Here is a 25,895-nt window from a genome sequence, read left to right as displayed (position 1 = left end):
GTAACGCAGGTTTTAGTGCGGACTGCGGTTGTCCAGCGCCTGAATATGGACCGTAATTTCTTCGCGGTCGTGATACAGATGCTTCGCCTGCAGGCGGAATTTCAAACCATTCTGAATCAGAAAGACCTTCAGGTTTTCAATATCCTGCAGCACCTCATCATAACGACCTTTCATCGGCAGCTTCAGGTTGAAGATCGTTTCTTTGGCCCAGCCTTTGATCAGCCACTGCCCCATCAGGTGCGCCACCCGGGCAGGTTTCTCAACCATATCGCACACCAGCCAGGTGACATTCTTGCGTGGCGGCTCAAACTTAAATCCGTCGGCCATATGATGTTTCACCTGACCGGTATCCATCAGGCTCTGTGCCATCTGTCCGTTGTCCACCGCATGAACAAACATGGATCGTTTGACCAGCTGATAAGTCCAGCCTCCAGGACAGGCGCCCAGATCGACACCCCACATGCCGGAGGCCAGACGTTCATCCCACTCCTCACGCGGAATGAAGACATGAAAGGCTTCTTCCAGCTTCAGCGTTGAACGGCTGGGTGCATCTGCCGGGAATTTCAGCCGCGGGATCCCCATAAAGAACTGCGAGTTGTTGTTACTGTAGGAGTACCCCAGGAAACAACAGCCCGGTTCGGTAAAGCACAAATGCAGTACCGGTTTCTTCGGATTGTCTTTCACATACAACGCACCCTGCCTACGCAGTGCCTGACGCAGCGGCACCGTGAACTTGCGGCAGAATTTCAGCAGTTCTTTGGCTTCGTTGGTGTCCGGTGTTTCAACCCGCAGATCACCGCAACGTGGTAATGTTTCGGCAACCGCCAGAATCGGACTGATCCGATCGTCGGCCGGCAAATCTTCCAGACGCGTCGTGACGACCAGCATCTGACGGGCAAAAATCAGCTGTGAAAATGGCTGTAGCTGCGCAAACTTATCGGCATCACCCGGCTGATAAAACTCAAACAGCACATAACCGCTATTTTTCTTTGCGCGCGGAAAGCCAAACAGCTCAAGTGCATTGGCTTTATCCTGCACTTCACCGGCACATTCATTTTCAAAGCCCTGACGGCAGTACAACAGAACCTGATTCACCACGAGTCCTCATTTAGAACGCCAGGCCGCCACCGCCAGTGACAGCCAGGCAAGAATAAAACACAGTCCCCCCAGTGGTGTTACGGGACCAAACCACTTCACGCCTGTCAGCACCAGCAAATAGAGGCTGCCACTGAACAGGCAAATCCCCACCGCGAACAACAGGGCCGCGTATGATAGCGCTTTTGCAGAAAAATTGCGTGCCCAAATCCCGCACCCGAACAGCGCAAGGCTATGCCATAGCTGGTAATCCACACCCGTCTTAAAAACGTCCAGTAAATACGGGCTCAGTTGTGCCTTCAGGCCATGGGCAGCAAAAGCCCCCAGACCCACACCTATGGCTCCGCTGACAGCGGCAAACAGAATCATGCTGCGGCTTTGCATTCAATCTATCCTTTTGTTTTTAAATACGGGACACGCACTGCCGAATAAAATCCGCCAGTGATTCGACAGCCATCAGCCGATTTCCAGCTTCTGTGTGTCCGGATGCCTTGCGTGGTTTCAGGCTGTGATCACCATCCGGCAGAAATGAAAGGGTGACCGATTCAGCATAGGTCCAGCCTTCCACCTCGCTGCGCGTGCCGAAGGTATCGCGCTCTCCCTGCAGGATCAGGGTTGGCACTTCAATGGTTTTCAGGTGTTCGCCCCGGAAATTTTCCGGTTTGCCCGGCGGATGAAACGGAAAGCCCAGACAGGCCACGCCCAGCACTTTCTCCCTGCAATTGGCAGCATCCGGAGCTTCATCGGCCACTTCAGTCACCATCAGGCTGGCCATCCGGCCTCCCATGGATTTGCCGCCAATCACCAGCGGCCCTTCCTCTGCAAAGTGTTCGATATGGCGCTGAAAATCTGCCAGCAACTTCGGCTGCCGGTCCGGCGGACGTTTCTTGCCGTCTTCACGACGCTTCACCATATAGGGAAAATCAAAACGCACCACACGAATGCCTTTTTCGGCCAGCCCTTCGGCAATCGCCGTCATAAATTCATGATCCATGCCCGCCCCCGCACCGTGTGCGAACAAAAAGGTGGTATCGAACTGGCCGTTTTCCGGTGTATTGATCAGGTATGACACTGATTTTTCCCTTCATTTCTTCGATTGTCAGACAGGGTCAGTATTACCGACCCGTGGCGAATTTCAATCTTTAATCGTTCAGACCAAACTCAGAACGATTTCTGGGAGAAAAACAGGGCGTGGCAGGACAGACCCGGATGTTTCCGGGCTCTGTTTTGACCATCTGCAGACCGCGGATGACAGCCTGCAGCATTATCAGAGGCGAATCAGGCAAGGGCTTCTTCGACCGGAACCTCTGGCTGCGGCAGCGGCCCTTCTTCCTGTTCTTTGCGCGCCTTCTCCAGCACCCAGTCACGGAAAATCTGGATCCGGCCGGTTTCTGCCTGTTTCTCCTGACAGACCAGATAGAAGGCATTTTTGCTCATCAATGCTTCATCAAACGGACACACCAGACGTCCGGCTTCCAGCTCAGGCTGAGCCAGAACATTGTTCGCCAGCGCGATCCCCTGACTGTGGATAGCTGCCTGCAGTACCATGGTCGAGTGACTGAAAATCGGCCCCTGATTTACATTGGTGCCCGGGATCTCAAACTCACGAACATAGTTCTTCCACTCTTTCCGGGAACTGTCATGCAACAGTGTGTGAAACTGCAAATCCGCCAGTGTATTCAGTGCTTTCGGCCCACTGAGCAGCATCGGGGAACACACAGGGACCAGAAACTCCTGATACAGTTTGTCGCAGCGCAGACCCGGCCAGTTCCCCCGGCCATAATAAATCGCCACATCCACATCATCGGTCAGCGAGCCTTCATCCAGGTCGACGGCTTTAATCCGGACATCAACATCCGGGTGCAGCTGGTTAAAATCGCTTAAGCGGGGCACCAGCCACTGGATCGCAAAACTGGGAGATAAACTAATGGTCAGCGCACCTTTTGAACCGCGTTCCAAAACTTTATCTGTCGCATCTGATATCGCACTGAAGATGTCTTTCAAGTCGAGAAAATAACTCTGCCCTTCCTCCGTCAGCAATAAAGAACGGTTCCGGCGACGAAACAGTTTCAGGCCCAGAAATTCCTCCAGCGCCTTAATTTGGTGGCTGACCGCCGCCTGTGTCACAAACAATTCTTCCGCAGCGCGCGTGAAACTCAAGTGACGGGCTGCTGCCTCAAATACCTTGAGCGAATTCAGAGGGGGAAGTCTTCTCGACATATTGTCCTGCCATACTGGTTGCATTAGTTTTTTTTATCCAGTCCATTATAAATTGTCGATTGTTCTAGTACCACAGAAACCCTAAGATTGGCGCCGCAATCTCAAGGGTAAATGCTGTAATTTGGGTTGATCCCAAATTGATTCCCGGCGTCTGTTTCCTGGAGATTGCATGTTGTGTTTGCATATTGCCCGGTTCCTGTCGGGCAGGTAGCCTTCGAGCTACCGATTTACTTCCTGTTTTTTTTGACCTGTCTGTCAAAACTTTTTGATGGCACTGCGCCCCAACGCGGTGCCTTTTTTTATTCAATCTTTTCTCGTCCCCTTGCCTCTGTGGTCAATAATGAGGATGATCCCTGCACTAGGCTATCAACGAGTTTCACCATGACCGTCCAATTCGACATTCAGGCTATCCGTGCTCAGTTTCCGGCACTGAACCAAGATTCCGATCATCCCATTGTTTACCTGGACAGCGCTGCCACCGCGCAGAAGCCTCTGGCGATGATTCAGACACTGGATGATTACTATCGTCATCAGAACGCGAACGTTCACCGTGGCAGCCACCAGCTGACCGCCAGCCTGACACAGCGTTTTGAACAGGCCCGGGACACCGTACAGGCTTTTCTTCACGCCAGAGACCGAAAGGAAATTGTCTGGACCCGTGGTGCAACAGAAGCGTTGAATCTGATTGCCCAGACGTGGGCACGCAGCACGTTGCAGCCGGGCGATGAGATTCTGGTCAGCGAACTCGAACACCACGCCAATATTGTGCCCTGGCAGATCGTCGCCGAACAGACCGGGGCAACTGTGGTGAAAACTCCGATGAAGCCCGACTGCACGCTGGATATGGCTGCGTTTCATGAGCTGCTGTCGGCAAAAACCCGTATTGTTGCCGTTGCCCATATCACCAATGTAACCGGCACCCGTAACCCGATCGAAACCATGATCAAAGCCGCCCATGCGCATGGTGCCGTCGTAGTGATCGACGGTGCACAGGGCATCGTGCATGAAACCGTAGATGTTCAGGCGCTGGATGCTGACTTTTATGTTTTTTCCGGTCATAAGCTATTTGGTCCGTCCGGCATCGGGGTTCTGTATGGCAAACAGGCCTTACTGGAAGCCATGCCGCCATGGCATGGCGGCGGCAAGATGGTCGAGAAAGTCTCCTTCGATGGCACCCGGTTCACCGGACTGCCGGGAAAATTTGAAGCCGGTACCCCGAATATTTCCGGCGTGATCGCACTGGCCGAGACCATTCACTGGCTGAACCGTATTGACCGTGAAGGTGCCGAGCAGCACGTTCACGCCCTCCGCCAGCAGGCGCTTGAAGGCATACGGGATATTGAAGGACTAAGGGTGATTGGCCTGCAGCCTGATGCTAGCCTGTTCTCTTTCGTCGTCGATGGTGTTCACCATCAGGACATCGCAACCTTGCTGGATCAACAGAATATTACGCTGCGTGCCGGCAACCATTGCGCCCATCCGATGCTGGATGCGCTCGGACTGACCGGGACTCTGCGTGTTTCCTTTGCGCTTTATAATACCGAAGACGATGTTGCCCGTTTTGTTGCGGCGCTGCACAAAGCCTGTGACCTGCTGTAAATAAAGAGAGTTCTCATGACAACCGTTCATTTTCCTTCCCACCCGTTTGGTACCGCCATCTTAACCGACGACATTGTTGCCAGTATGGCCAACGCCGGTGGCTGGGAAGACAGATACCGTCAGGTGATTCAGCTGGGAAAACAGCTCCCCGCCCTGCCGGATGCGCTCAAAGAAGACGAAGTGAAAGTCAGTGGCTGTGAGAGCCAGGTGTGGTTAGTGAAGCGCTGTGAAAACGGCCGGTACCACTTTGCGGCAGATTCTGATGCCCGAATTGTGAAAGGACTGATCTGCCTGGTGCTTGCAGCCTATGAAGGAAAAAGCGCTGAGCAAATCCTGGGGTTTGATATTGATGCTTACTTTGAGCAACTGGGTCTGCTGGCTCATTTAAGCCCGTCACGCAGTAACGGGCTGAAGGCCATTGTGGAAGAAATCCGGATGTACGTCAGTCGCTAAACTCAGCTCTGTCAGAGCTGGCTGTGTTTTTCGATCAGCTTTTGCAGAATGCGGGACACAGCAACAAATCCAAAGGTCGCCGTCACCATGGTGGCGGCACCAAAACCGGTTGCACAGTCCATCCGTTTCGGCCCCTCCGCCGTGGCTTTCGCTTCACAGACACTACCGTCGGCCTGAGGATATTTCAGTTGCTCAGTAGAGAAGACACAGTCGATACCAAACTTGCGTGCCGGATTTTTACTGAAGTTGTAAAAACGACGCAGCATATTCCGGATTTTCGCTGCCAGCGGATCCTGAATCGTTTTTGCCAGATCCGCAATCTGAATCTGCGTCGGGTCAATCTGACCACCCGCACCGCCCGTGGTAATCACTTTGATTTTATGACGCTTACAGTACGCCAGCAGTGCCGCTTTCGGCTTCACGCTGTCAATCGCATCCAGTACATAATCAAAATGAGCGCCAATATACTCCGGAATATTCTCCGGGGTAATAAAGTCATCAATCAGATTGACCTTACAGTCCGGATTAATCAGAGCGATCCGTTCAGCCATCACTTCAATTTTGCTGCGGCCGACAGTCCCTGACATCGCGTGGATCTGACGGTTGATGTTGGTGACACACACATCATCCATATCGATCAGTGTCAGCTCACCGACCCCGGAGCGGGCCAGGGCTTCAGCTGCCCAGGAGCCGACTCCGCCAATACCGATCACACAGACATGGGCCGCTCTCAGGATCTCAACTTCCTGATGACCATACAGACGGCGGGTACCGCCAAAACGCTGGTTATAGTTGTCTGATGCTGGAGTCTCGAGTTGTTGCATAACGGCCTGTCAGTGTGTGGAGAATGAGCGCGTTTTTATACGCGCTCTCCTGTCAGTTGTCCAGTCCCGAACCGGTGACCACCGGCTGGCTCTGCACACTTTCTTCAAGGAAGGTAAAGTGCGTATCAACCGGGCGGGCCACTGTCTTTTCACTGGCTTTCTGTCGCTCTTCGGTCAGTGCCGCATCCGTCTCAGCCGTCAGTCCCAGTTTCCAGACCCGGCCAAAATGCTTGTAGTGCCCGGCATCAATCCCGGCCTGTTCACCCATCCCATGGTAAAGATCAAGATGGTTGCGTTTTACTGCACCGCCGGTATCCAGCGCCATCAGCAATGTCAGGACATGCTTGCCGTTCCAGTTTCCTTCCGCATCCAGCTGAGGCACTTCTGCAAGCAACACACTGCCCATCGGCAGGAATTCACGGTCAGCCGCAACCGAAGCCATCGGCAACAGCGGGATCCCGGCAGTTCCCAGCACATCCAGATCCTCGCGCGGACGGAAGAAGACATAGGACGGATTCTGTTCCAGCAACTCACGAACCGTGGCTTCATCCTGCTGCTCCACCCATTCAGCAATGGCCTTGAGCGACATTTTCTCCCGTGGCACTTCCCCGCGCTCGATCAGGATTTTACCAATACTCACATAAGGATGGCCGTTCTTACCGCCATACGCAAAGTACTGCAGCTGGTCATTATCCTCAAAATGGACAAAGCCGCTGCCCTGCACTTCCATCATGAACACCGCCAGTTTTGAAGCCGCATAGCCCAGCTCCAGCCCCTGTCCCTCCAGAGCGCCGTTATAGATATCGGCCCGGGTCGGACATTTTTCACCGCAAACCGGCATCGCATAGACCGGATATCTGAAGGTCTCGTCTTTTGCATGGCGTAATTCAATCACCGGTGAAAAATAACCGGTAAACATCACGTTGCCGTAACCGTCGCCGCCGCCCATTTGATCCGTCGTCAGACCATACTGAGTCAGCAACGCCGGATCACCGCTTTCTTCCGCCCAGTTTTTCACCTGCTGATAGAGGTTCTGATACCGCAGCATCATTGAAGGGGAGCGGGCCAGTACTTGTTCAGACTGCGCTTCAAAGCGGGTGTAATCCCTGGGTTTATCTGATGCAACGTGAGTGACCGGATTCAGTACTTGGCCAAACTCACCATCCAGATACTGCTGACCGCGGTCGACAGGTCTGGCACAAGCCGCCAGCCCAAGCACACAAGATACAAGGGTCACTTTTCTAAACAGGGAAAATTGTTGAAACACAGAATTGCCTTCATGAAATTGACAGGTTAAAAAATTAACAGCGGCGCCACTCTCGCACCACTGATAAAACAGTTATCTTAAGACTTTTTATCATAACCAATGTCAAAGTCTTGTTTTGATTGTCACGAAAGATGAATAATAAGCACCTACTGTCATATAAGTGTCATATAAGATCGATTTAATAAAACCGTCATATAAAAGACATCATTCTGTCAGGGAAACTATACTTCGTGCTTACTGGCATACCGCTCACCGGCAGACAATGCGATCACCTTTAGGCGAACAGGAACTTGATGTCACAGGAAGGACAGGCATGAACAAACAATTTAAAGTGGGTAAGGAAACCTTACTTGATCCGAACGCCGTAGAATACCAGTGGATACGCAATCTGGACAGCGACGGCAACTCAGCGCAGCAAATCAATACAGTGATCCAGCGATGTCTGGGCGGCAGCCCTCAGACAGCCGATACCATGCGGAAAGTAGCACTGAATAAAATCCCCGTGCACCAGCTGTTTGCCAGACTCCGGGAAGAGGAATAACCAGGTTCCCGGCCAGACCGGGAAGCCATTCAGGAATTGGTTTTTTGAAGCGTGCCCTGACGGGAAAAAGTTGAAACGTAATGGGCAGGCTGCTGGCGAACTAATTTTCCTTCCTCGAAAGTGTACTTGTAGGTTTCGCCCCCCATACGATAGCTTAACCGGCTGCCATCCCAGTCATAACGGGTACTGACCATACGACCGGCGACGTACACCCCATCCTGGCGCAGTTCAAATTGATCCGCTGCGTAAGGTGCGACATCCTGCTCAACCCAAATCCCGAAAATACTGGGTTCCGGCGCCGGGGTGAACAGATCACCTTTTACTGCACCGACTGCAAGAAAACCACTGAGCGCCAGACCTGTGACCAATATGGTCAGCATGGTGGCACCCTGCCACTTGGTGTACTTATTGAATGCCATCAGCAGCATCGCCAATCATCCCTACGTGATTCAACTATACGCTTAGCTGGCGTCCGTCTGATGGGTCGAATAAGCACAGAATGTCAGAACGGGATCTTGACTCAAAAATTTGAGTCTGAACTCTAACTTATTGAACACTTTTCCTGCTTGCTGTGCAGCAGATAAACAGGCAACATGCTGGCATGTCCCCCCTGATTCATTTTTTGTAACGGAATACTCAGTGAAATTAAGAAGTACCGCACTGGTCAAAGGCTTTCGCCAGTCAGCCCCTTATGTCAATGCGCACCGAGGTAAAACGCTGGTGATCATGCTGGGCGGTGAAGCAATTGCTGATAAAAACTTCCGCAATATCGTCAATGACATCGCCCTGCTCAATTGTCTGGGCCTGCGCATTGTCCTGATTTACGGTGCCCGTCCCCAGATTTCGCATTTACTCGCGCTGCACGGCTATGAAACGCCGTACCACAAAGGGGTGCGGATCACTGATGAACGTTCACTGGAAATCGCCAAACAGGCGGCCGGACAGTTGCATCTGGATATTACCGCCCGCTTCTCCATGGGCCTGAACAATACACCGATGGCCGGCTCACAAATCAACGTGGTCAGCGGAAACTTTGTCATCGCGCAGCCTCTGGGGGTCGATGACGGCATTGACTACTGCCACAGCGGCCGGATCCGCCGCATCGATGTTGACGGTATCAAACGCCAGCTGGATCAGAACAGTATTGTCTTGCTGGGTCCGATTGCCAGCTCTGTGACCGGAGAATGCTTCAACCTGATGTCAGAGGAAGTTGCCACGCAGGTCGCCATCCGTCTGGAAGCCGACAAACTGATTGGCTTCTGTTCCCATCAGGGGGTTCGGGATGAACAGGGGGAAATCGTCTCCGAAATGCTGCCGGCGGAAGCAGAGGCAGCACTGCAACGGCTGACCGAACAGAAGAAATCTGACTCCGGGACAGCCCGCTTCCTGCGCGGTGCCATGACCGCCTGCCGGGCCGGTGTGCCCCGCAGTCACCTCATCAGCTATAAAGACGATGGCGCGCTCATTCAGGAACTCTTCTCTTTCGACGGAATCGGCACACAGATTGTGATGGCCAGTGCCGAAAAAGTCCGGGGGGCTCACATCGACGATATCGGCGGTATTCTGGCGCTGATCCGGCCGCTGGAACAAGAAGGTATTCTGGTTCGCCGCTCCCGCGAACAGCTGGAGCAGGAAATCAAACAATTCACTGTGATTGAACGCGACGGCCTGATCATCGGATGCGCCGCCCTTTATTCCTTCATGGAAGAACAGATGGGTGAAATGGCCTGTGTGGCCGTGCATCCGGATTACCGGGACGGTGACCGGGGTGCGCTGCTGCTCAATCGCATTCGCCATCAGGCTCGCACGCAAGGGTTGAAGCAGCTCTTTGTCCTGACCACCCGAAGCCTGCACTGGTTCCGGGAGCAGGGCTTCGTGGAAATTGATGTGTCAGACCTGCCGATGGCAAAGCAGGCCCTCTATAACCTGCAACGTCGTTCGAAAATCCTGACGCTGGCGTTATAACTGTCACCCGCCCGTCTCGCTGGCGGGTGCAAATGGCTTAGCTGAGGTTCACTTCCAGACCACTGGCCCGCTGAATACAGCGCTGGATACTGCGCTGTAATACCTCAGGCCGGGCATAGAGATACAGTCGTTCCTTCGCCCGCGTGACCCCGGTATAAATCAGTTCCCGGGTCAGGATCGGACTGAACTCCGGCGGCAGAATCATCAGGGTATCGGCGAATTCTGAACCCTGAGATTTATGAATTGTCATCGCGTACACCAGCTCATGCTCCGGCAGACGGCTGGGCAGAAAGCTGCGGATACTGCCGTCCGGCATATCAAAATACACCCGAAGCGCCGGACGGCCGCGACCATCCAATCGCCCGTCCGGATCCGGCATCGCAATCCCAATATCACCGTTATACAAACCGAGACCATGATCGTTACGGGTGATCATCACCGGACGACCGACATACCAGGTTTCATCCCCCGGCGTGATCAGCTTATCTTTCGCCAGCTGGCGTTCAATCCGGCTGTTGAGCCCCTTAACACCAAAGTCCCCTTCCCGCAGCGCACACAGCAGCCGGACACTGGCAAATTGCCGCAGCACCTCGGCTGGCGGTTCACCTTGGGTCATCGCCTCCAGATAACGCCGGTAAAAATTCGACATCGCCTGAATCAACTGCTGGTAATGCTCGGCTCCGAGCGGGTACTGCCGGATATCACTGTATGCTTGCTGCCAGACCGCAGCCAGCCGATCCGGCTGACCACTGTTAATAGCACTGGCCAGCTGGCCGATCCCCGACAATGCGTGGAAACGGTAACTTTTTTGCAGCACGCAGAGACAATCAGCAATCGGACTGAGTGAGTCCGACTGTCCGGCAGGCAGCACAAAGCCGGTCATCTCACTGAGCTGTTTTGCCTGCGGCACACTGTAGCCCTGACGGGCGAAAGCACAGATGTCTCCCAGCACCGCTCCGGCTTCCACGGAAGCCAGCTGATCTTTATCCCCCAGCAGAATCAGTTTGGCATGCGGCGGCAATGCTTCCAGCAAGCGAGCCATCATGGGCAAATCGACCATCGACGCTTCATCGACCACCAAGACATCCGCATGTAGTGGATTCCCTGCATGATGCCGAAAAGCAGTCCGCCCCGGAATTGCTCCGAGCAACCGGTGCAAGGTACTGGCCTGCGTCGGAATGGCGGCCTGCAACGCCGGAGCCACCGGCAGCGACTGGACCGCTTTACCAATCGATTCGGTCAGCCGGGCCGCAGCCTTACCGGTCGGTGCCACCAGTACAATATGGGGCACCCGGGCAGCATCGACAGACGCGGCAGCAGGTTGGTTTTGCATCACCAACGCCGCCAGCAGTTTCGCAACCGTCGTCGTTTTTCCGGTTCCGGGCCCACCGGAGATCACCGCAAATGGCCGGCTCAGGGCCGTTGCTGCCGCCACCTTTTGCCAGTTCAGACAGGCAGATGCAGGGATTAACGTATCCAGCGGTGTCAGGTCCGAAAAGCGCTGAGCCTGAACCAGTACAGCGTCAATTTTTTCCCATTTCAGCGCGTCTGGCGTCACCACATCCAGCAGATCGCAGACCACGAAACGACGGCGCTCCGCACTGTCGTCACCGGACTGACGCAGCGCCGACAGTCCATCAAACAAATAGAAATAACTGCGGGCAAACAAGGTATCCAGCATCCCGGCCGATTGCGTGACAGTCTGACCGGTTTCAGGAAGACGAGCCGCAGACAACAGGCGACGGGCAACCGTCTGCTCGTCCTGCCAGTAGCGATGCAGATACAATCGATCGTCACAAAGCACCAGCGGCGTGGGCTGCAGACCATCCGAAATCGCTGCCGAGCCATTCAGGATCGCTGGCCAGCTGGCTGGCAATCGCCAGGCATCCGGCAACAGCGATAATAAAGATTCCGCCACCTCTTTCGGTAACCCCAGTGGCTGACTCTGCAGAAACGACAGCGGGAGGCAGACATGCCCCCGGCCCAGCTCCTGGCTGACCCAGGCAGCTGCCAGCGCCAGTAAATCCCGGACCTGAGGGTCATCAAACCCGGCCACCGAATCGCAGACAAATTTGGCAAACTGGGTATCGAGCGACCTAAGCAAACCGCCACGCGCCAGCGTATCCAGCTGCGCAATCATCGCCGATTGCCCGTCAGCCACGGGAGAGTTCAAGGTCATCATCAGGCTATATCTCCCTGGCTCATCTGGCCGTCAATCAGGTGTTCAAGTTCGGTCAGCAGCGCCAGACTGGGCCGGGCATGGAAAATGCCGCTGTTGTCCTCACGACGGACACCCCGCAAGAACAGGTAATACACACCGCCGAAGTGCTGCTGATAGTCGTAATCCGCTTTGCGGCTTTTCAGAAAACGGTGCAGTGCCAGTGCATACAGCTGATACTGCAAGTCATATCTGTGTTCGGCCATGGCTGTGGTCAGTGCCTCGCCGCGATAGGCGTCATGGCTGTCCCCCAGCCAGTTCGATTTCCAGTCCAGCACGTAATATTTCCCCTGGTGTTCAAACACCAGATCGATAAAGCCTTTCAGCATGCCGCTGACAGTCGCAAATCCCAGCTCTCCTGCAGTTGCAGACAAGGTATCGTGGCGGGCCAGCGTTTTATTCAGCAGTGCCGATGACAGCAGGTGGATCGGCAGCATGAATTCCATTTCCACCAGCCGCTGCTGCGGGGATAACTGGCCGAGCACCAGCGATTCACCATCCAGCGCGCAGCTGAGCACCTGCTCCAGCAGTTGTTGTAACACCGGCAGCCATTCGGGGTCATAGTTCTCCTGACGCAGCAATTCACGAACGATGGTCGCGGTCGCTTCGCTGTCTGCCGCTTCCGTGAACTCGACATTCTCAAACAGACTGTGAAGAAAAGTGCCGGGCCGTGCCCCTTTCGGGAAAGTAAAAATTGAACGTTCCGGCGCTGACATGTCCGTTTCAGATTCAGCCGACTCAAGCAGGCTGTCCTGAGATGAATCCGTATCAAAGCCGGGCAGCTCGCTGGTCGCATCCAGGACGGAGTGCCCCTGTTTAACGAGGGAGGAATAACTGGTGATCCACCAGGGATGGCCGACAGAACCGCTGAAGCTGGCCGCTTTTGGTACCGGTTGCTCCACCGGAGCCGGCTGCCAGAGTTCTTCCGGTAAAGCCGGCGGCGTGACGATGCAAATGTCCTCGCTTTGTGCCAGCGTCTCCAATGCAGCTGTCAACTCTGCCAGCCCGCCGGGCTGGCCGTTCTGAACCAGATAACCAATTGCCGACAGATGCAAACCGGTCGGCTCTTTGGTACTGCGCCCGTTGCGCAGTGGCGCCATGCCGACATAACAGCCGTATACGGCGCGGGTCAGAGCCACGTATATGAGACGCAGGTCTTCGGCCAGACGCTCCTGTTCCGCCAGCGCCAGACTGGCATCTTCCCCCCGGACATCCAGTACAGCCTGCTGGGAATCCGCATCATGATACAGCGCGGTTTCGGTACTGCGATAACTGCAGACAAACGGCAGAAAGACCAGATCGTACTCCAGTCCCTTGGATTTATGGATGGTGACGATTTGCACCAGATTGCGATCAGATTCCAGCCGCAATTGCTGCTCATCGCTGTTCCCGTTCGGAGATTCAATATGCTCCGCCAGCCAGCGAATCAGGGCCTGATCACTGTCCAGCATCTGACTGGCCTGCTGCAACAGCTCGCCCAGATGGAGCACATCCGTCAGACGCCGCTCGCCGCCGTTTTCTCCCAGCAGCCGTTCTGCTATCTGACGTCGGGTCAGCATGTGACGAATCATAGGCAGGACACCGCGACGCTGCCACAGGCTGCGGTAATCGCGGAACTCGGCGATCCAGCGCTCCCACTCATCTTCCTCGTTATTGAGCCGGTCCAGCTGAAAGGCACTGAGTGCAAACAAAGGCGTTGCCAGCGCTGCACGCAGCGTTGTTTCCTGTTCCGGATACTGGACGGCTACCAGCAGACGCAGCAGATCGGCCGCTTCCTGGCTGGCAAAGACACTGTCCCGGTTCGACAGATAGACACTGGCAATCCCCTGTCCGGCCAGCGCCTGACGGATCAGGGCCGCTTCTGTCCCGGTCCGCACCAGCACCGCAATATCACCGGCTGCCACCGGATGTTGTTCTTCCCCGTCCACCAGCGCAGCCTGACCCAGTTCAGACTGAGTCAGAATCGTCTGGATCTGGGCCGCGGTAGCTTCCGCCATCACGGTTTGATAATCCCCTTTCGTGACCGGCGCCTCGGCATCCATGTGCCAGAAACACAGCGCCTGCTGCCGTTCACCGTTCAGTACCCAGTGTCGTTCAGCCGCTTTCGGACTAGACTGGACGGGCAGGAACTGGATATCGCTGTCATAGATAAAAGGACTGTCCGGCAGTGCAAACACCCGGTTGGCCGCGGCCACCATACTGGCGGTCGAGCGCCAGTTGGTGCCCAGCGTATAATGGGCACTGACCTGCCGCCGCGCGCGGATATAGGTGAAAATATCCGCGCCCCGGAAAGCATAAATCGCCTGCTTGGGATCGCCGATCATAAAGAGTCCGGACACGGCTGCCGATGATTCTCCCTCGGCAGACTCTTCCGGCATATAAACCGTACTGAAAATCTGATACTGGAGCGGATCCGTGTCCTGAAACTCATCAATCATTGCCACCGGATACAAATGACGGATCCGGGCTGCAAGAGCACCATTCCCGCTGTCGCGATCCGTTTGCAGCGCGGCTGCCAGTTGCGTCAGCAAATCATCAAAAGACAGCCAGCCTTTGCGCTGTTTTGCCTCAGCCAGCAGTTCCCGGCATGCCCGGATCGCGTGCGCCAGAATCGGCTCCCGTACACTGGGCGGGTTCGCCAGCAAATCCTGAATCGCAACAAAAACCGGATGCTCCGGCACGGTGCCCTTGGCAGTTTTCTCTGCCAGCACCGCCTGATCAAATTTTTCCAGGGCCTTGGGCAGACTGTAATCTGTGGTCGGCTGCGCAGCCCATTGGCCGACTTCATCCAGCGCCTTTGGCAGACTGGTTTTGGTATAACTGCGCTTATTGACCCCGGAATCGCTGATCAACGCAAAAAAATCAGCCGCATGCGCACACCAGCCCTGCTTGACGGCTTCTATCCGTTCCAGATTCTGCTGGTGTAACTGCGCCAGATCGCCGGATAACGGCGGCGCTTTCAGCACGACCGGTGCACCGGACAAAAAGGGATTGATCGCTTGCAGCAGTGTTTCCGGGGCGGGCCAGCACCGACGAATTTCATTCGCCAGTTCACGGGACAGCGGATAGAAATAACGGCGCCAGTAATCGGCTGCGACCTGTGCCCTGAGCTGACTCTCTTCCGTAATGAATTCATTGGTGAACAAGCTGCCGGATTCAAAAGCATTCTGGGTCAGCATGCGCTGACAAAAACCGTGGATGGTGAAAATCGCAGCTTCATCCATCTGTCTCTCGGCCTGCAAGAGCAAGGTGGCCGATCGGGCATGATCCGGCAGATCCGACAACAGCCCCGCCAGAATCGGATCCTCGCTGGAGCCACGGCTGAAAGCGATCCGGGCATCGTGAATCCGTCGGCGGATCCTGTCTCTCAGCTCAGCTGTTGCCGCTTCAGTAAAGGTCACCACCAGAATCTGATCCACGGTCAGCGGATGCGGAAATGCCGCGCCCGCTTCACCATGTCCTAACAGCAGACGCAGATACAGGCTGGCAATGGTGAAGGTTTTTCCCGTGCCCGCCGAAGCTTCAATCAGCCGGGTCCCATGCAGGGGAAACGTCATTGCCTCCAGCGGCTGTGGCATGATTGCTGGTTTATCCGTTGCTGTGGTCGCTGTCATCTCATCAACCTGGTCTCTGAAAAAATTATTTGCCCGCATGCTGACACGGCACCCAAACTCCGTGACACCAGAATTCTGTTTCAGGCAGCATAAAAAATGGAAAACTTTCTTTTTTACATGTGCTTTTGTGATCACTCACGGGTTCAACACTTTTTACCCTATTTCATTCTGATGTTTCTATCACTATGGGAGGTGTTTCACATTTTCAACCACTGGCTTTCTGTAGTATCGCAGCCACGAAATTTGGTCTACCTCTGGACCTTGTGGCCGACCGGTGAACACCCTACACTCATAATGATTTTGCCGGCGGCCACCTCGCTCACCAGCTTCAATCAACCGCTTCCAGGTGCATTAACACAGGCTTGAGCACACGCTCTCCCCAAGCCATGACATCCGCCGCCAAATCATCCTGCCATTGCGGCCAGACACGGGCGATGTAGACATTGCTGCCTTCTCCGCGGAGCAAATAGCTGTCCTGAAAAACCGCAGCCATTTTGGTCTGCGCTTTCAACAGAGTGTCCTCATCCGTCAGCCAGTTGCCGCTTTTATCCTGAAGCGCTTCCAGCCCCGACAAGACCGTGCGCGGGAAATAAGGCAGCGGATCCGACTGCCCGGCCAGATAACCGTCGATCAACGCGGTCAGTTGATCTCGGGCATACTCTGCATCAACCGGTTTCAGCCGGAGATGGGTATCAATGCCCAGCAGATGAGTCGCTGCCTGAGTTTCCTGAGCGGCCAGTGCCAGATGTTCCATCCAGGCCTGAAGCATATCCTGAGCCCGGATCTTACCCGGCCGGAAATGCACCAGACCTTCTGCGGTGCGGTGACGTAACCACCCCTGCAAGCGAATGCCGCCGACAGCAGTTTCAAGCGGCAGGTCGATTTCCGGGTCTTCAGTCCGGGTGGCCAGCAAAGATGAGATCTGCTCAGCCAGCGGCAGGATCTGCAGTGTTTCCTGCGCCAGCGTCAGTTCTCCGAATGCTCCAATCGGCAGACTGCCCGCAGCCTGCTGCCGGGCCTGAAACTGCGCCAGGGCCTCGGACTGATCTTTCGACTGTTCTTTTGCTTCCAGCAGGGTCATCAGCAGATTTTCGCGCAGCCGGTAACTCTGTAAACCATCCAGCGCAAACGGCTCATCATCCGCCATAGCGCCTTCGGCTGCATTGAAGTACACCTTCAGCCGACGATTGAAAAAATACTGTGTCGGCAGACGCCAGAAACGCTGTAGCTCCGCCAGCTCCATCACCGCAGACGTACCGGTCGATTCCGACAGCGCCTCCAGTGCGACCGGAGCCAGCGGCTGGTCCAGGAATTCGTCCTGAATCACCGGTTCCCGGCGGGCCGCAGAAAGCCACTCCGCTGCATAGCTCGGCGTTGCTCCCAGAAATGCCTGCGGACTGAAAGGCGTCAGCGGGTGGTGGCGGACCAATTGCTGAAGCAGCCGGGCGGCTGAATCGTCCGGCGACAGACTTTCATCCCCGGTCAGACAGAATCCCTGCTGACAATATTCCAGCAATTCACTCAGCAGCACTGACGGCATTTGCTCGCTGTTGTCCTGAATCGACCGGCCGACATAACTGATATAGAGCTGCTGCTGGGCCGAGAGCATAGCCTCAAGGAACAGGTATCTGTCGTCGTCACGGCGGGAGCGATCACCGGCGCGCTGGCGGCCGACCATGAGATCAAAACCTTCCGGCGCAATGGTACGCGGGTAGACGCCGTCGTTCATTCCCAGCAGACAGACCACCTGAAACGGAATAGAACGCATCGGCATCAGGGTACAGAAGTTGATCTGTCCGGCCAGAAAGCGCTGACTGATCCGTTCGCCACCCAGCTTGTCATTGAGGTAGTCACGCATGATGGCCGGAGTCAGCCGGTCGCCGTAACCGGCATCTTTCAGCTGCTGTTCCAGCTGTTGTAATTTCTCGCGGATCAGGCGAAGGACCAGCTCTCCTTCCGTATCCACGACAAAGAAATCGTCCAGCAACTGGTTCAGCACCGCAAACCAACCGCTGGCTGAATGAGGCTGATTCAGCACCTTGCGATAATGAATCAGTTGTTCGACAAAAACGCTGAGCTGGCCAGCCAGCTCGGCCTCCATCCCCTGCACTTCATCATAGGCCAGCATCCCCTGATAGAGTCCGGCCTGCTGTGGCATGGCGTAGCCCAGCAGCATCCGCTGCAAGCCAAACAGCCAGGTATTCTGTTTCTGATCCGGGAGAGCAAACTCCCGGGCCGTATCACCATCCAGTCCCCAGCGGATCCCTGCTTCTTCAATCCAGGCTTTCACCTGAAGAAACCGTTCTGCATCCAGACCATACCGGTTCATGATCGCGGGTACTTCCAGCATTTCCGTCAGCTCAGAAGCATGACAGCGGCTGTTCGGCAGATCCAGCAGACGCAGGAACGCCAGCAACACCGGATTTTCCTGATCCGCACTGCGGTCAGAGATTGAAAAAGGCAGATACCGCTCTGCCGGGGCATTGCCAAAGACCGCCTGAATGTAAGGGCTGTAGGCATTGATATCCGCCACCATCACCACGATGTCACGCGGCGAGAGTTCGGAGTTGGCATCCAGCATCGCCAGCAGATTGTCATGTAGTACTTCCACCTCCCGCATCGGCGAGTGGCAGACATGCACAGACAGTGAACGATCGTCGGCACTCAGCGGCATCTTGTGCTGACTGTCGGCCAGCAGCTGATCATTCACCCGGTCTTCAAGCTGCAGAATATCGGACTGAATTGCATGCAGGAGGCTGTCGGCCGGGATATCAACAAAGGCATCGACTTCAAAGGCTTCCAGTTCAGACAGCAGATACAGATTATCGCGTCCCAATTTCCCCAGCGAGGCCAGCAACGTGTTTCCGACCGCGGCTTCCTGATGCTTTTCGTCCACCAGATTCTGTTCCAGCGAGCCCTTCAGCATCCCGACATCGCCCACCGGTTCACTGTGTTCATCCTGCCAGATCACCTGCTGACGCTGTCTGGCTGCAAGGCGTGCCAGATATTTGCGATCACGGACATCCCCCCAGTAGTGACGACACGGATTCGTGAACATCAGATGGACATCAATGTGCTGACCCAGTGCGGCCAGTGCATCCATATAGCGCGGTGGTAAGGCTGAAATCCCGAACACAAACAGTCGCTTGGGCAGCGTGTCCGGCAAAGCCGTTCCGGACTGAGCCGCATGGTTCAGAGATTCAATGAAGTGTTCGTACAGATTGGCCCGGTGATACGGCGACTGTCCCTGCGACAGAATATGATCGTACAGTGCCTGCCAGAGGATCGGCTGCCAGGGATGTTCCGCGGTGAGTTCCGGATCAAGCACGCCGGATTCCCATGCCTGAATCCATTCCGGACGGTACACCAGATACTGGTCAAAAATATCGGCAATTTTGGCCGACAGCTGATAGCGGCGCTGCTGATCGTCATCTTCGGCCAGATAACGCTTCAGAGGCGCAAATTCCGGTTGTTCCAGCAATCCCGGCAGCACCTTCATCAGCGACCAGGTCATGGCTTCTTTATTGAATGCGCTGCGCGCCGGGACATCCGGCAGCACTTTGGTGAACATGTCCCAGATAAAGGTCGCCGGCAGCGGAAAAGCAATGTTCGCCGCCACACCCAGCGATTGAGCCAGTTCCAGCTTGAGCCACTGGGACATCCCCGGGCTCTGAACCAGGATGTGCTCAGGAATAAAAGGATCAGCGAGCGGGTCACGGCGGACCAGCTCAACCAGCAGCGATTTCAGCAGGTCCAGTTGGTTGGAATGGTAGACAGTAAACACGCGTCAGGCTCGCTATCAGACAAGAATGATCCCGATTGTCTACCATGGATTGAAGGGTGTAAACAGCGGCAGCTGTGACGGCCGCCGCCCTTTCGGTTCAGCCCGTTACATCGCCGGACGGCTCAGCCGTACGCTGGCGGTACAATAAAACGTCAGATAACGCACAATCACATACCCCACCACCACAGTGGCGATAAAAAGCTCAGCCAGCGCCAGCGTCTGAACCTGACTCGCATAATCCGACAGCAGCGGCTGAGTGCTCATCCAGTGCGCAGTTTTGTACAGTGCCGTAGCCCCAATCACCATGGGGAAGGTAAACGCCGCATACGCCGGGCTGAACGGCAGGCGCAGTAATCGAAAGAAGGCCAGATAGATCACCAGCGTCATCAGCAAGCCAATACTTGCCAGCAGGGCCACCATCAGTACCGAAGGCTGCACCGCCATCGTCAGGTATCCGGCCAGAGACAGACTGGCCGGGGCAGCCAGAATGGCAATCGTCGGCTTGGCAGCATCCGGCACTTCACGACCGAATATCAGGCGGTATAACATAACCGGCAGCATCAGAGCGTAGGCACTCAGACCAAAGACCAGCAGGCCGTGGGCAAGCGGCTCCATGATTCCGCCGGGAAAGGTCACATCCGCCACGATGATCCCGACTGGCGGGACAAACCAGCTGGGCACCATGTGATGCAGCGAAAAACCGGAGAAACGGTGGTACACAAAGCAGACCAGAAAGATCAGGTGCAAGGCTACTGCACACAACCAGAGCCCCTGCCCGAGAGTCGGTGCAAATGGCCCGATCGCATGAGTGACAACCATCACCGCCATAGAAAAAGTCGGCACAACACTCCCGACAACCGGATGTTTCAGATCCTGCCAGAGCAGTTGCGGATGCAGGGCAAATTTGGCCGCCAGTCCAAGAAGCATCAACGCAGCGACTGCGGCACTGCCCAGTTGAGCCAGGCCATGAAACGGCAGCGCATTCTCCCAACACCAGCCAAGGCTGGCGATTGCCAGCGCCAGACCAGCCATTGGGGTTGGCACGGACGCGATTCTTTGCTTCCACTGTTGACGCATCAGCTTGCTCTCTCTGTTTTCAGTTCGGTTATTTTTCTTTTTATCGATAGAGACAGTGTACTGAGATGAATGGGTTTAGAATAATTGAATAAATTGAAAGATAGGTTAAATTAAACTGAACATATTCAAGCCACTTCAAGAAACGCTCCGTCATGAATATTGCCCTGAAACAGCTTCGGGTCTTCGTTGCCGTCGCGCAGGAAAAAACCATTACTGCCGCGGCTGAGCGTCTTTACCTGACCAAACCTGCCGTCAGCATGGCACTGGCCGAGCTGGAGAAACAACTCGGCCAGCCGCTCTTTGACCGGCACCACAACCGGCTGACGCTGAACCATCAGGGTAAACGCCTGTTGCCGCTTGCTGATGAATTACTGCATCGCGCCCATAGTATTGAGCAGTTTTTTGAGCAAGACGGTCCGCTGACCGGACATCTGGCGATCGGCTCCAGCGATACCGTCGGTAATCAGCTGACTCCGTTTCTGCTGCGCGATTTCAAGGCCCGGAGTCATCATCATGACCAATCGCTGCTGATTGGTAACACGGCCAGCATCTGCCAGAAACTGCGCGATTTTGAACTGGACATCGGACTGGTTGAAGGCCAGGTCAATCAGCCTGCGCTGATTAGCCAGCCCTGGCTGAAAGATGAGATGGTGGTGATTTGCCATCCGGCCCATCCGCTGCGGCAATATAAGACACTGACGTTTTCCGATCTGGCGAACACCGAGTGGGTGTTAAGAGAATCCGGCTCCGGCACACGTGATTATTTCCTGAACCAGATTGCGCCGGAAGTGACCCACTGGCATCTGGCATTCGAGCTGAATACCACAGAGTCCATCATCAACAGTGTTGCGGCAGGACTGGGAATGACCTGCCTCTCACGCCACGCGGTATATCACGCATTACAGGAAAAGCGCGTTGCCGAGCTGCCTTTCACGCTGCCCAAAGAGCGGCAATACTGGCTGCTCTACCACAAAGACAAATACAACAGCCCGCTGCTGGCTGCTTTTATTCAATTCTGCCTGCACTGGCAACCGGGCTCAGACCCGGTTATCCCCGCTGCTGAACGCAATGATCTGACTGATCTGACATAACGGCCGCCCCGATTCCTGCTGCCAGGCATTAAATGCTGCCTGCGCAGCGGCCAGCGAGCGCTGGGTATCCCTACCGCCGTCTATGATGCCGGTATTGCGCAGATAGGCTTCCACATCCTGACTGAGAATAAAGGTATCTTTTCCCATCACCCGCAGGGTATAAGGTCCCGTATTCCCGCCCAGACGCTTGCCTTTGGTTTTGAGATATTTCCACAGTCCAATGATATCCTCCGACGGCCAGTCCGCGACCATGGCCGAAAAAGAACCGTGTTCTTTGGCTGCCCGGTGGATCATGTAGGTATTCTCCGGGATCGTCATGACTTTTCCGAGATGACGAATAATGGCCGGATCCGTTGCTTTACGCTCCCACATCTCGTTCGGCACCAGCAACAACTTCTCAATATCAAATCCGAAGAACACCGATTCAAAGCCGTCCCATTTCTGACGGACCACTTTCCAGCTCATACCGGACTGGAACACTTTCTGTGTAAACGCGGCCAGCCAGCGGTCGTCAGGAATCGCTTTGAGTTCCGCCGGCGTCAGCGGATGACTCAGCAGACTTTCCAGTGCCGCCTTACCGCCTTTGCGATCAGCGGCACGGGCATAAATTTGATCAAATTTTTCTCTCACGCTCACAAGAACTCCTTCTCTCCGGAATCAGAACTGGACTCTGGCCTTATCCTACTGTATAAAAAACCAGTTAATCAATATCGGGAGAGGGTGACCATGGCTGTTATCGTCAAATATGTAGTAGAGCGCAACGGAGAAGAGAAGATGACTTTTACCTCTAAATCTGAAGCTGATGCCTACGATAAAATGTTGGATATGGCTGACGAGCTGTTCGCGGTTCTGAGTGAAAGTAAACTGCTTGAAGACGAAGCCAAACAGGAAGAACTGGCGCTGTTCCTGGCTCAGGAACGCGAGAAAGTTCTGGTCGCACTGGGTGCGAAAAAAGCAAAACCAGCAGAAAAGAAAAAGCCGGCCAAGCCTGAAGCGGTTGAAGACGACGCAGAAAGTGAAGCGGCCTGATCATCATCCAGCGGCAATGCTCTTGAAAAACCTCCTGAGGGAGGTTTTTTTGTACAAGATTTTTATGCAAAAAGACTGACTTTCTATGGGGATAACCTTAGGTTTTCTTCATTTCTCAGTCATTTTGCCATGAATGGCAGATTTCCCCTTCAATATCCGGTTCAGTCTCTTTATGATGGGATATCTGAAATTTTTAATCATCAAACAGGCTGCCTGCTGTTTGCAGTCTTTTCCCCTTTGATATGGAGACCATTTCACCATGGCCACATTTTCTTTAGCCCTGGGTACCGCGACCAAAAACCGCGACGGCAAAATTATTGAAGCCTTCTTCCCAACACCACTGCTGAACCCGGCTCAGACGCTGGTTGATACCATTGCTCAAGTCGCTGATTACAAAGAAGGTAATCAGGCCATTGAAGTGACTCAGGCGCAGGCTGCTGAACTGGCTGGTGCATTTGCAGCCCATGGCGAACAAGCCAGTGCAAGCTTTGCTGAAAAAGCAGCACAATCAAGCCAGCCGCTGGTCCTGGTGATCCTGGCCACTGACGAAGCACCGGCTTCTGTTGCCGAAGGCTTCCTGAAATTGCAGTTGATTTCTCACCGTCTGGTTCAGCCGCACGGTCTGGTACTGGATGGCATTTTTGGTCTGCTGCACAATATTGCATGGACCAATCAGGGACCCATCGATCTGCCTGAGCTGGCAGAACGTCAGATGGAAGCCCGTCTGAACGGTGAAGTACTGAGTGTCGACTGTGTCGACAAATTCCCGAAAATGGTCGATTACATCGTACCTGCAGGCGTTCGTATCGCTGATACTTCCCGTGTCCGCCTGGGCGCACACGTCGGCGAAGGCACCACAGTCATGCACGAAGGTTTCATTAACTTCAACGCAGGAACAACCGGTGTCAGCATGGTCGAAGGCCGTATTTCTGCCGGTGTTGTGGTCGGTAACGGTTCAGACATCGGCGGCGGTGCTTCGATTATGGGTACCCTGAGTGGCGGCGGAAAGGTTGTCATTTCTATCGGTGAAAACAGCCTGCTGGGTGCAAACGCAGGTCTGGGCTTCCCGCTGGGCGACCGCTGTACAATTGAATCTGGTCTGTATGTGACTGCCGGCACTAAGGTGACGATGCTGGATTCAAGCGGCAATGTCGTCGAAACCGTGAAAGCGCGCGAGCTGGCCGGAAAATCCGATCTGCTGTTCCGTCGTAACTCTGTAACAGGTACCATCGAGTGCCTGACCAACAAGACGGCCGTTGAACTGAACAGCGAACTGCACAGCAATAACTGATTGCTGTCAGTCTTTTTCGAAACGATCAAATCATAAAAAAGGCTGCCCAAGGCAGCCTTTCTTTTATCCGGATTTCCGACGCTGTCAGTATCCCCGCTCTGTCAGGCCAAACTGGCTGGAGTCTTGTTTACACTCATCCGGATACGCGGGATTGATCGCTGTGGTCACCGTTTTCTTTCCGGTGCAATATTCATAACGGCCCTGCAGATAACCGGCACGATATTTCTCATAGTCCGATTCCGACAACACCCCTAAACGATCCAGGCGTTTCTTATCCCACTCCTGATAACCATATTCGCCGTGATAAGCTCCCAACTCCTGCCATTCACCATGCCGGGATAACTGCGCTTCATACTGACTGACACAGGCAGCAACCATCAGAACAACTATCATACAGATGAGCTGACGCATACAACCTCCTCAGCCAACTGCAAATCTGTGCCTTAAGTATGGAGGATTCTCGGTGATTTGGCGGTGATATACCGAAAAATACAATCAGGACTGACTCAGCTCAACCGAAGCCTGTCGGCCCGACTCACTACGAAGGCCCAGATTGGCAAGTACCATGCCCAGAAAAGAAGCGCTCAATAACACAGTCCCGAGATGCCAGGGTTGACTAATTCCCAACTGTAATAAGACGTGACTGACCAGTGAAGCCACCACCATCTGACATGCCCCCGACAAAGCAGATACAGTCCCGGATTTTTCACGATAGGGAATCAATAACATCGACTGAGCACAGGGAAAAGCGATGCCATTTGTCACTGCCAACAGAAAATGTGCAAGCGACATCCAGCGCGGATCCAGCGGCGCAAAGATATAAACCGCCGCTGACAGAATCTGCATCAGTGGTGCCAGCTGTAGCATGCGTGCAGTACCGACATAAGGACGCAGACGCTGACACAGCAAGCCGCCACACAGAAAACCACAGGCTGGAATCATCGCCCACATTGCATACTGTTCTGAAGTCATGCCGATCTGAACCTGCATGATATAAGGCATCATGGAGATTGCCATGATCACCACAGCAAAATTAATCCAGCCAATCCCGGCAAAGGTCATGAAATGGCGTTCACGAAATAATGAGAAGTAGCTCCCCAGCAGTCGCTTGACGGACGGCGGCTGTTTGACGGCATTTAATGTCTCCCGGAAACTGACCAGGAGCAGCAGCCATATCAGTGTGATATAGCCAAGCAGCAAAAAGAATGCAGACAACCAGCCCAGATAATGATTGACCATGCCACCAATCACAGGCGCCATGATCGGTGTGAAAGCTGCCACAATCGCTAGCCAGGTCAGCGCCTTCGCCAGGTTTTGTTTTTGATAGCTGTCCCGTATCATCGCTCTGGCCAGTACCGAGACACTGCCAGCCCCGTATCCCTGAATAAAACGGCCAATCAGCAATCCGGTAAATGATTCGGCCTGAAAGATCAGGATTGAAACCCCGAATACTGCAATCAGTACCCCTGCTAATAACACCGGTCTGCGGCCAAGCACATCTGATAAGGGACCATAAATCAACTGTGACGGTCCAAACCCCAGCAGATAGATGGCGACAAGTAATTGCATCTGATCTGATGTTAATGCCAGATCATGCCCAATCCAGGGCAACAATGGGAATACCAGGCCAAGGCCCAGTTGACCAATACTGACAATCAGACAGGCAAATAACAGAGGTTTCCAATGGAAGGCTGGCATAGATTTCTCTTTATCGATAACAACACAGTCATTATGCCTGTTATCAAGCAGGGAATAAGCCATCATCGGCTACAGAAGCTCTGTCCTGACAGGAAAGAATAGCCGCATGTTCACACGGCTACTCACTTA

The 25,895-nt window shown here is 54.4% G+C and carries 21 protein-coding genes; 7 read left to right on the top strand and 14 right to left on the bottom strand.

Going from position 1 to position 25,895, the window contains the following annotated elements:
* Window positions 1-12: 12 nt before the first annotated feature.
* The 4 genes from rlmM to L4174_RS03075 form a co-directional block, all read right to left on the bottom strand.
* On the bottom strand, window positions 13-1,095 hold the full coding sequence (gene rlmM / locus L4174_RS03090) for a 23S rRNA (cytidine(2498)-2'-O)-methyltransferase RlmM (protein ID WP_248144118.1): 1,083 nt from the start codon (window positions 1,093-1,095) through the stop codon (window positions 13-15).
* Between the two features lie 9 nt (window positions 1,096-1,104).
* Entirely contained in the window at window positions 1,105-1,479 is a 375-nt protein-coding gene (locus L4174_RS03085; RefSeq protein WP_248144117.1) for a DUF423 domain-containing protein, read from the bottom strand.
* A gap of 19 nt (window positions 1,480-1,498) precedes the next feature.
* Complete coding sequence (locus L4174_RS03080) at window positions 1,499-2,167, bottom strand: alpha/beta fold hydrolase (protein WP_248144116.1); 669 nt, start codon at window positions 2,165-2,167, stop codon at window positions 1,499-1,501.
* A gap of 206 nt (window positions 2,168-2,373) precedes the next feature.
* On the bottom strand, window positions 2,374-3,315 hold the full coding sequence (locus tag L4174_RS03075) for a transcriptional regulator GcvA (protein WP_248144115.1): 942 nt from the start codon (window positions 3,313-3,315) through the stop codon (window positions 2,374-2,376).
* Window positions 3,316-3,696: 381 nt separating this feature from the next.
* On the opposite strand from L4174_RS03075, the gene csdA reads away from it, so the two are divergent.
* Window positions 3,697-4,914: a cysteine desulfurase CsdA gene (csdA, locus tag L4174_RS03070; RefSeq protein ID WP_248144114.1), complete on the top strand. Its 1,218-nt coding sequence runs from the start codon at window positions 3,697-3,699 to the stop codon at window positions 4,912-4,914.
* Between the two features lie 15 nt (window positions 4,915-4,929).
* Window positions 4,930-5,367: a cysteine desulfurase sulfur acceptor subunit CsdE gene (gene csdE, locus L4174_RS03065; protein WP_248144112.1), complete on the top strand. Its 438-nt coding sequence runs from the start codon at window positions 4,930-4,932 to the stop codon at window positions 5,365-5,367.
* Between the two features lie 11 nt (window positions 5,368-5,378).
* Here csdE and tcdA read toward each other — a convergent pair whose 3' ends face one another.
* Together tcdA and mltA are read right to left on the bottom strand one after the other, a co-directional pair.
* Window positions 5,379-6,191, bottom strand: coding sequence for a tRNA cyclic N6-threonylcarbamoyladenosine(37) synthase TcdA (gene tcdA, locus L4174_RS03060; RefSeq protein ID WP_248144111.1), 813 nt, complete (start codon window positions 6,189-6,191; stop codon window positions 5,379-5,381).
* A 52-nt stretch (window positions 6,192-6,243) separates the two neighbouring features.
* On the bottom strand, window positions 6,244-7,440 hold the full coding sequence (gene mltA / locus L4174_RS03055) for a murein transglycosylase A (RefSeq protein WP_248144216.1): 1,197 nt from the start codon (window positions 7,438-7,440) through the stop codon (window positions 6,244-6,246).
* 331 nt (window positions 7,441-7,771) lie between these two features.
* Here mltA and L4174_RS03050 point away from each other — a divergent pair, with 331 nt between their 5' ends.
* On the top strand, window positions 7,772-7,999 hold the full coding sequence (locus tag L4174_RS03050) for a hypothetical protein (protein ID WP_248144110.1): 228 nt from the start codon (window positions 7,772-7,774) through the stop codon (window positions 7,997-7,999).
* A gap of 29 nt (window positions 8,000-8,028) precedes the next feature.
* Here the strand turns inward: L4174_RS03050 and L4174_RS03045 are convergent, their stop codons facing one another.
* Window positions 8,029-8,427 (bottom strand): DUF2850 domain-containing protein, encoded by a 399-nt coding sequence (locus L4174_RS03045; RefSeq protein ID WP_248144109.1) that lies wholly within the window; start codon window positions 8,425-8,427, stop codon window positions 8,029-8,031.
* 211 nt (window positions 8,428-8,638) lie between these two features.
* On the opposite strand from L4174_RS03045, the gene argA reads away from it, so the two are divergent.
* A complete protein-coding gene (argA, locus tag L4174_RS03040) occupies window positions 8,639-9,964 on the top strand; it encodes an amino-acid N-acetyltransferase (RefSeq protein ID WP_248144108.1) in 1,326 nt (441 codons plus the stop codon).
* Between the two features lie 37 nt (window positions 9,965-10,001).
* Here argA and recD read toward each other — a convergent pair whose 3' ends face one another.
* The 4 genes from recD to L4174_RS03020 all read right to left on the bottom strand — a co-directional run bounded on the left by recD (window position 10,002) and on the right by L4174_RS03020 (window position 20,657).
* Window positions 10,002-12,104, bottom strand: a complete 2,103-nt coding sequence (gene recD, locus L4174_RS03035; RefSeq protein WP_248144214.1) for an exodeoxyribonuclease V subunit alpha — start codon at window positions 12,102-12,104, stop codon at window positions 10,002-10,004.
* Window positions 12,105-12,145: 41 nt separating this feature from the next.
* On the bottom strand, window positions 12,146-15,796 hold the full coding sequence (gene recB, locus L4174_RS03030; protein ID WP_248144107.1) for an exodeoxyribonuclease V subunit beta: 3,651 nt from the start codon (window positions 15,794-15,796) through the stop codon (window positions 12,146-12,148).
* 328 nt (window positions 15,797-16,124) lie between these two features.
* On the bottom strand, window positions 16,125-19,580 hold the full coding sequence (gene recC / locus L4174_RS03025; RefSeq protein WP_248144106.1) for an exodeoxyribonuclease V subunit gamma: 3,456 nt from the start codon (window positions 19,578-19,580) through the stop codon (window positions 16,125-16,127).
* Between the two features lie 105 nt (window positions 19,581-19,685).
* Window positions 19,686-20,657: a TDT family transporter gene (locus tag L4174_RS03020; RefSeq protein ID WP_248144105.1), complete on the bottom strand. Its 972-nt coding sequence runs from the start codon at window positions 20,655-20,657 to the stop codon at window positions 19,686-19,688.
* Between the two features lie 152 nt (window positions 20,658-20,809).
* On the opposite strand from L4174_RS03020, the gene L4174_RS03015 reads away from it, so the two are divergent.
* Window positions 20,810-21,748 (top strand): LysR substrate-binding domain-containing protein, encoded by a 939-nt coding sequence (locus L4174_RS03015; protein ID WP_248144104.1) that lies wholly within the window; start codon window positions 20,810-20,812, stop codon window positions 21,746-21,748.
* Here the strand turns inward: L4174_RS03015 and L4174_RS03010 are convergent.
* On the bottom strand, window positions 21,695-22,384 hold the full coding sequence (locus L4174_RS03010; protein WP_248144103.1) for a DNA-3-methyladenine glycosylase I: 690 nt from the start codon (window positions 22,382-22,384) through the stop codon (window positions 21,695-21,697). The two genes, L4174_RS03015 and L4174_RS03010, sit on opposite strands and share 54 nt — an antisense overlap.
* Before the next feature lie 90 nt (window positions 22,385-22,474).
* Here L4174_RS03010 and L4174_RS03005 point away from each other — a divergent pair, with 90 nt between their 5' ends.
* Together L4174_RS03005 and dapD are read left to right on the top strand one after the other, a co-directional pair.
* Window positions 22,475-22,777, top strand: coding sequence for a YebG family protein (locus L4174_RS03005; RefSeq protein WP_248144101.1), 303 nt, complete (start codon window positions 22,475-22,477; stop codon window positions 22,775-22,777).
* A gap of 259 nt (window positions 22,778-23,036) precedes the next feature.
* On the top strand, window positions 23,037-24,068 hold the full coding sequence (dapD, locus tag L4174_RS03000) for a 2,3,4,5-tetrahydropyridine-2,6-dicarboxylate N-succinyltransferase (RefSeq protein ID WP_248144099.1): 1,032 nt from the start codon (window positions 23,037-23,039) through the stop codon (window positions 24,066-24,068).
* 84 nt (window positions 24,069-24,152) lie between these two features.
* On the opposite strand, the gene L4174_RS02995 is transcribed toward dapD, so the two are convergent.
* Entirely contained in the window at window positions 24,153-24,479 is a 327-nt protein-coding gene (locus tag L4174_RS02995; protein WP_248144098.1) for a DUF2799 domain-containing protein, read from the bottom strand.
* A gap of 84 nt (window positions 24,480-24,563) precedes the next feature.
* Window positions 24,564-25,766, bottom strand: coding sequence for a multidrug effflux MFS transporter (locus tag L4174_RS02990; RefSeq protein ID WP_248144096.1), 1,203 nt, complete (start codon window positions 25,764-25,766; stop codon window positions 24,564-24,566).
* Window positions 25,767-25,895: the final 129 nt, after the last annotated feature.

The organism is Photobacterium sp. CCB-ST2H9 (genome assembly GCF_023151555.2).
Taxonomy (GTDB): Bacteria; Pseudomonadota; Gammaproteobacteria; order Enterobacterales; family Vibrionaceae; genus Photobacterium.
This window is presented reverse-complemented; position numbering and strand designations above follow the sequence as displayed.